Source organism: Cupriavidus sp. SK-3 (genome assembly GCF_000611145.1).
Taxonomy (GTDB): domain Bacteria; phylum Pseudomonadota; class Gammaproteobacteria; order Burkholderiales; family Burkholderiaceae; genus Cupriavidus.
The window spans coordinates 11,304-18,516 of the sequence record NZ_JFJV02000040.1; the positions used below are offsets into that span (position 1 = coordinate 11,304).

Here is a 7,213-nt window from a genome sequence, read left to right on the forward strand (position 1 = left end):
GCGTACCGCCCGCCACGATACGGTTGACCGAGCCGGCTTCGCCGGTCACCAGCGGGGCGGCGATGTGCAGGTTGCCACCGGTGTAGGCATAGCCCTTTCCGCTTTCATAAGCGCCCTGCGCCTGATAGACCGACAGGCTGCCCTTGTTGTTGGCGGTCAGGCGATCGGTGGCGCTCAGGCTCACATCGGCAAAGCCGAGCACAAGGCGCGCGTCGACACCCATGCCGCTCGGCTGGGCGCCGGGGCCGTAACCGAGCTCGATGCGCGCGGCTTCGATCCTGAGCGCGCCGCTGCCCGTGCCGGCGCCGCCCGTGACCACCGTGGCGGGTGCCTGGGTCGAACCCTTCCACACCAGGTTGCCCGTGCGGATGGTGGCCACATCGCCCGCGCCGCCATAGCCGTAGATGGCGGGCGTGCCGAGCACCAGGCGCGACAGCGACGATTTGCCGGTGGCAGGATCGACGGTATCGAGCGCCGCCGTGCCGAAGAAGTTGACCGCGCTGCTTGCGTTCAGCTCCAGCGTTTCGAGTGCCGGCGCGCCGTACCGCGTATCGCCGCGCAGCAGCCGGTCCAGCAGGCCCTGGTTCAGCGACAGGCCCGGCGGCAGTGTGTTGCGCGACTGCGCGCCGGCCAGCGCGGCGCTGTCCCCCACGTTGACGCCACGCACCACCAGCGTCAGGTTGCGCGTGCCGTAGCGCACGGCATCCGACATCTCGAAGCGGTCCGGCGTGACCAGCGCGATGGTGCCTTCCGAATAGAGCTCGGTCTGGCCGGCACAGGACTGCGCGGCGCAGGCGCCGATCTGCAGGCTGCGGTTGTCGCTCGTTGCCACGCTGGCCGCTACCGGCAGCATGCTGAGCACACCGTTGGACACCGCCACCAGGTTGCCATCGTTGGCATAGATGAACCCATTGGCCGCGTCGTAGGACGCGCGGCCCTTGCCGAGCGTGTTGATGCCCGCACCCTGCTCGATCACGATATTGGCGGGGGCAATGGCGTTGTTTGGCTCCTTGGCCGACAGGAAGACTTCCGGCGCCGACAGCACCGCCCCCCGGCGCAGCGTGACGTCCAACGCGCCGGCGCTGGTATTGATGACATTGCCGCCCTGGCCGTAGAGCGCGGATTGCAGGCCGCCGATCACGATGCGCGCGGCACCCAGGCGGTTCAGCGCACCGGCATCCACTGTCACGCCCTGGAAGCCGGCTGTGGCCTGCCCGCCAGGTGCGACGATCTCGAAGCGGCTTTTGGTCCCGTCATTGTTCGTGACGGCGACCATGCCGCCGTAGCCGCCCCGCGCCGTACTGAAACGTGCCTCGCCGTCGAAGCGCAAGGCATCGGCGCCAGCGCCAGGCCCCAGGGACAGGTGCAGGGTCCGGGCATCCACCGGCGCCATGGCGCGCGGCACGCCGATGCGCGCGGCGTCGGCCAGCACGTAGGCGGCGTAGCCGGTTTCGTTGTACTGCGAATAGGTGCGCAACACGTCGGCGGGCGTCACGATGGCCTGGCGGAACAGCGTGTCGCCAATGCCGGTGTTGGCCACGCTCAGTTGCGCGGGCGCAGACCACGAACCGTTGCGCAGCGCCACGGCCGCGGTGGGCGCGCCGAGTCCGGCCGCGCCATTGAGCTCGACCCGGTAGGCGCCCTTTTGCAGCGCATAGGTCGATGGCATCAGCGTGTAGGTGCCGGCCGCAAGGCCCGGCACGCCGGCACCGATGGTGATGCGCTGGCCGATGACGGGATCGACCGCGCCCTTTTCACCGCCGGCGGGGGCGTACGCGGCCTGCACGCCGGGCACAATCGCATACACCGGATTGGCCGCCAGGCCGGGCAGGCTGAAGCGCCCATCGGCACTGGCCCGCACCAGCGGGTGGTAGCGCGCGTCGGTGGAACCGCCGCGCCCGCTGACAAAGCCGGCACCGGTCAGCTCGCCGCCGCCGGACAGGTCCAGCACAGCGTCGCGTTGCACGTTGACGCTGGCGCCGCCGAGCGTGATGCCCAGCACCAGCGTTCTGCCGAAATTGCTGTCGGCACCGCCAACGCCAACCAGGCTGACCTGCTTGCCGTTGTACAGATAGCTCAGGCCGTCCACCGTGCCGCCATACGGCATGACCAGGCCGGCCCCGCTGACCGAGGTCTCGCTGCCAGGCGACAGCACCACCTTGCTCGTGTTGCTGTCGCCCAGCGTCAGGTGGCCCAGCGGCGCGCGCAGCACGCCGGCCTGCTCAATGGTGGCGGCGCCCAGCGTCAGGTCGCCGAAGGCCGAATATGGCATGGCGGGCGTGCCCTGCCCGCCCGTTTCGATCCGCAAGACGTAGTCGGGGTTGTACTTGCCGTTCAGGGCCATGCCCGCCGCCACCCGCGCGCCCGCGCCCGTGGCCGGATAGACCTGCGCCGCCTGCAGCACGATGCTGCCGGGGCTGAGCAACTGGGTCGAGACGATGCCGGCGATGGGGCTTCTGCCCTGCAGAAAACGCAGATCCGTGCTGCTGCGCAAGGTGGTGAGCCCGAACCCGCGCAGGTCGAGCTTCTGGCTGCCGTCTATGCCGTATTCGCCGTCGGCCTCCATCTTGATCGTGCCCTTGAGGCCAAGGCCAACGCTGTCGCGGATGTCGATCAGGTTCGCCGAGACGTCCAGCACGGCGCGGGAGTCGCGCGCCACGCCGGAGGCGGCGCTTGTCGCCACCGGCCGAGCCATCTGCTCGCGCGCCGCCGGTGGCGTGGTACCGGCCAGCAGGACGCGGGCGGCGGCGAGTTCCACGCGCGCATCGTCGCGCGCCTTGGCGCCAAGTGCCATGGCGCCGCCGTAGAGTTGCAGGCTTTGCCGCACCGCCAGGCGCATGCTGTCCTCGAATCCGATCGCGCCGGAGCTCAGCACCGACAGATTGTCGAAGCCGCCGCGCACGACCGCGTCGGCGCCGAGACGCCCGTAGCCGTAGGCCAGCGAGCCATCGTCGGCGCCGGCCTGCAAGCCGCTCGCCAGCAAGGACGGGCCTTGTTCACCGGCCAGCACCAGATGGCGCAGTGTGCGCACGCGATCCGCTGCATTCAGGGAGTTGAAGGGGTTGTTGCCCATGAAGATCTGCGGCGTTTCCAGCGCTACGCCAAGGCTGCCGCCAGCCGCGCTCGCACCGCCCGCGCGGGCCTGCATGGTGCCGTCGAGATACAGGCCGTTGAACGATGCCAGCGAGATGCTGCCGCCGTTGCTGGCGACACGCGTCGCGCCCAGCCCGGGGATATCCAGCTCGGCCTGCGCGCCCGAGGCATCGATCAGCGCGCCGTTGCGCACAACGACGAAGTTATGCGATGCACTGGCCTGGCCAAGTGCCGGGTCGATCTCGCCACCGATGACGATGCTGCCGCCGTCGCGCACCTGGCCATAGCGGTGGCCGCGCGCATCGGTCGCGGTGACCGCCCGCGCGGAGGCATCCAGCACCGCGTTCTCGCCAATCCAGATGGAGCGCGCGTGCGCCCGCACGTTGTCCTTGTCCATCTCCCCATCCGTCAGGTCCAGCGTCCTGAGCGAGATGCGCCCGCCGCTGGCGCGCAGCGTGCCGTCCACAGTTAGCTGGCCGATGCTGCGCACCTCGATGGACTGGCCCGGATCGACCTGGATCGTGGCGCCCCTGCCGACCACGGCCTGCACGGTCTTCAGGTCTGCGGCGCTGGCCTGGATGGTGCCGGCCTGCAGGCTGAGGCTGGCGCCCTGGCGCTGCGTCAGCACGCTCTTCGCCGGGTCTTCCTGGTAGAGCGGCGGGGTCCACACTTCCAGCGCATCGGCCATCCTGCCGCCGGTGGCAATACCCCGCGCGTTGTCGCCGAAGCGATAGACCGGCATCGTGACCACGGCCTGCGTGCCGTCGGCGACGGCAATGCCGTCGTTGCCGATGATCTTGTACTGGCCAAAGCCCTTGTCGAAGAAGCCGCCGTCCAGTGCGAGCGTGCCTTCCCCGGCGCTGTCTTGCCGACCGATCAGCACCTTGCCCGCCTGGACCGTCAGCGTTCCGCCGCCGCTCGCGCCGTAGCCGCGCAACGCGCCACCGAGCGCCATGCCGCCGCCCGTGGCCGCGTCATCGGGATTGGCTTGCAGCGTCGCATTGCCGCCCTTGCCGCCTTGCTGCTTGCCGTTGGCCAGCAGCACCGCGCCGGAGGACACATCGACCAGGCTGCCCGCGTCCAGCGCAATGCTGCCGCTGCTGCGGATCGCTACGCTGCCGCCGTTCTTGTAGGCCACGCTGCCGGTGCCATGCGGGTCCAGCAGCAGGTTGCTCCACAGGCCGCTGGCGTCCAGCGTCACGCCCTGCGCCACATTGACGGCCGCAGCCGTACCCGCGGGCGCCGCGATGCGGGTCGTGTCCTCCAGATAGTTGGTACTGACCTGCGTCAGCACATTGCCCAGGCGGATGCCGCCGGCATGGGCGACCAGGTCCGCATTGACCTTGACGCCGGGGCCATACAGCGTGATGTCGCCACCCGCGCCAACCTGCAGGAGCTTGTCCACCGTGATGCCCTGCGCCGCCGCAACGCGGATGGCGCCGAGCCGGAAGCCGTTGAGCAGCGTGGTATCGAGGTATAGCGTGTCGCGCCGCGCGTCCGGCATGACAGTGCCCAGATCGAAGCCCGCCGCGATGGCGGGCGCCGCGTCGCCGAACACGATCTGCTTCACCGCGCCCGGGTCCAGGCGCGCATGCAGCGCGCCGGCCGTCTTGTCATAGTACGACGCGTAGTTGCCGACGACGAACTGGCCGCGCCGCGCCGCCGCGTTCTGCGACTGCCGGTAGCCGTCGAGGCTGGCATCCGCCGCCTGGGTCTGGCGCGCGCCCTGGAAGCTCTCGGCGACGATGTCGCCCTCCAGCACCGCGCTCCTTGTGCCGATCACCAGCGCACCCGCGTCCCGCCCCACCGTGTAACCGTTCTCCAGGCGTTGCCGCGCCCCGATCAGCGGGCTGTAGAAATAGCCGGTGGCGCCCTGGCCCCAGCGAGCATGCACGTCTTCGAAGCCCTTGTAGAGGCCCGTGTAGATCATGTCCCCGGGCGCCCTGGAGACTTCGTACAGCCGCCCGTCCGCGCCCTTGAGCCAGCTCTGGTTCAGGTTGCCGGACTGCACGTCCAGCGTGCCGCCCGAAAGGTTGATGCGGGAGCCCTTCTGCGTGACGACGTCGCCGCCGGTGAAGTTGACGATGCCGCCCAGCGCCATCCACTCGCCCACGGTGTGGCCCTGCGTGCCGAGGTAGCCGCCGACCTCCAGCAGGCCGCCGCCGGTGTACCACCGCTCGGTGGCATAGCCGTTGGTGCCCGCGGGCACGTACACCAGCGCGCGGCGGTCGATCCAGATGTCGTTGCTGTTGAGGCCCTTGCGGTCGCGATTGAGCGGCGCGTCGCGCTGCTCGATACCCTGGACGTTGATCTTGACGTTGTTGGACTCCATTGTGAGCTTGACGCCCACCGCGCCCGAGACGTCGATGGCCGCGCCCTCGCGCACCAGGCTGCGCCGTGCGGCGTTCACGGCGACCTGCCCGCCGGTAGCCAATGTCAGCGATGCGTCCTGGAACTCCACCGTGCCGGTGCTGGCGATCTCCACGCGGGAGAGGTCCCGGCGGTCATTGCCGGCCAGCACGATGTTGCCGCCCGCGTCGAGCGCCGGCGCCATCAGGCCCGCGCGCTGGCTGTCGAGCGCGGTGGCGCCGCTGGTGTCCAGCACGATGGCGGTGGTGCTGCCCTGTGCGAGCGTAACGGCGCCGTTGGCGCCGACGGCATTCAGGTGAACGGTGCCACGGTTGTTGACCGAGGTGCTGGAGAGGATCACGCCGTCCTGCACCACTTCCCGGCCGGCCAGCGTCACGTCGCCGGTGGGCGCCTGGATCAGGCCGGCGTTGCTGACCTTGCCCGCCGTGCCGCCGGCATTGAGCCCGACGCCGACCTCATTGCCGCGGATCGTGGAACCCTGGTTGCCATCGGTGCCGACGCCCCTGCGAATGGTGAAGCTGTCGCCCGCGGCCAGCGCCGCCTGGCCGCCAGGCGTGGCGATCTCGCCGGCGTTGCGCACTTCGGCGCCCAGCAGCAGCACGTAGCCGCCGCCCTGGGTGGCGGACGCGGGTTGCCTGGTGGCAATGGTGGCGCCGGCCTGCACCTCGATCTTGCCGAGCGCGTCCTTGAAGCTGGGCGTGGAACCGCTGGCATAGATCCCGTTAGCCTGAAACTGGCTGTCGTCGATTCTCGCGGCGGCGGCGACGAGGTTGCGCGTATCGACCTGGCTGCTGCCGGAGAACACGATGCCGTTGCGATTGACGATCATCACCGTGCCGTCAGCCTTGATCTGCCCCTGGATCTGGCTGGGACGCGCGCCCGGGTCGTTGACCTTGTTGAGCACCGCCCAGTCCTTTTGCTGGGCGAACGCCACGGTGGTGTTCTTGCCGACGTTGAAGGTCTCCCAGTTGAGGATGGCCTTGTCGGCGGTTTGCTCGATGGACACCACCGTGCGAGCGTCGACCACCTTCTGCCCGGTCTCCTTGTTCAGCGGCCTGGCGTTGAGCCAGCCCGCGGTGAGGCTGTTGGTATCGACCTTCAGGCCGCCTTCGGCCAGGCCATCGGGCACGTCCGACTCGGCCCTCAATGCGGCATCGCGCGCCGCCGCCTGCGCGGCCTGCTGCGCGGCAATGCCGCGCGCGGCGAGATTCAGATTGCTGATCGAACGATTCAACTGCTCGTTGGCGCGTTGCTGCTGGCCCAGCGGGCTGGTCAGGCTCGACGCGGGCAGGCCGTTGGGCAGCCGGCCAGTGGCCGCCGCCGTGTTCTGCGCCGCGCCCTTGGCCTCGAACCATGCGGGGCTGAACGCGCGCTGAGCGTGCGCGCTGCCAACCACGCCTCCCGCGGCCAGGGTCAATGCCATGGCGCGCGCAAGGGGCGCCAGCCGGGGATTCCTGTGCTCCGCGCGTGTCGTTTGACGATCGCTGCCGCTGCGTCCGCATGTGTTCATTTGCCGTTCCTGCCGGTGATTTATTCGACGTCGTTCGGCTGTCCGCGCTGCGCTGGCCAGCCTGGTCCAAGGAGCTCCATGCATCGCGGCGGGTGGCGTGCGGCGATGCATGGAATGTTCGATGTGCTATGACGAATGGCGGTATGCGGAACCCGCAAACTTTTTTCTCTGGGGAGGTTGTTTTTTGGGGTTTTTTGCGCTGCTGGCTGCTGGTTGCTGCTGACGTTTGGGGGCGGGGTT

The 7,213-nt window shown here is 69.5% G+C and carries 1 protein-coding gene; it reads right to left on the bottom strand.

The genetic code is table 11. The features are described 5' to 3' along the window. Positions 1 to 6,886, bottom strand: a 6,886-nt coding sequence (locus CF70_RS37340) for a filamentous hemagglutinin N-terminal domain-containing protein (protein WP_235184880.1), incomplete at its 3' end; no start/stop codon positions are given. Between the last annotated feature and the right edge of the window lie 327 nt (positions 6,887 to 7,213).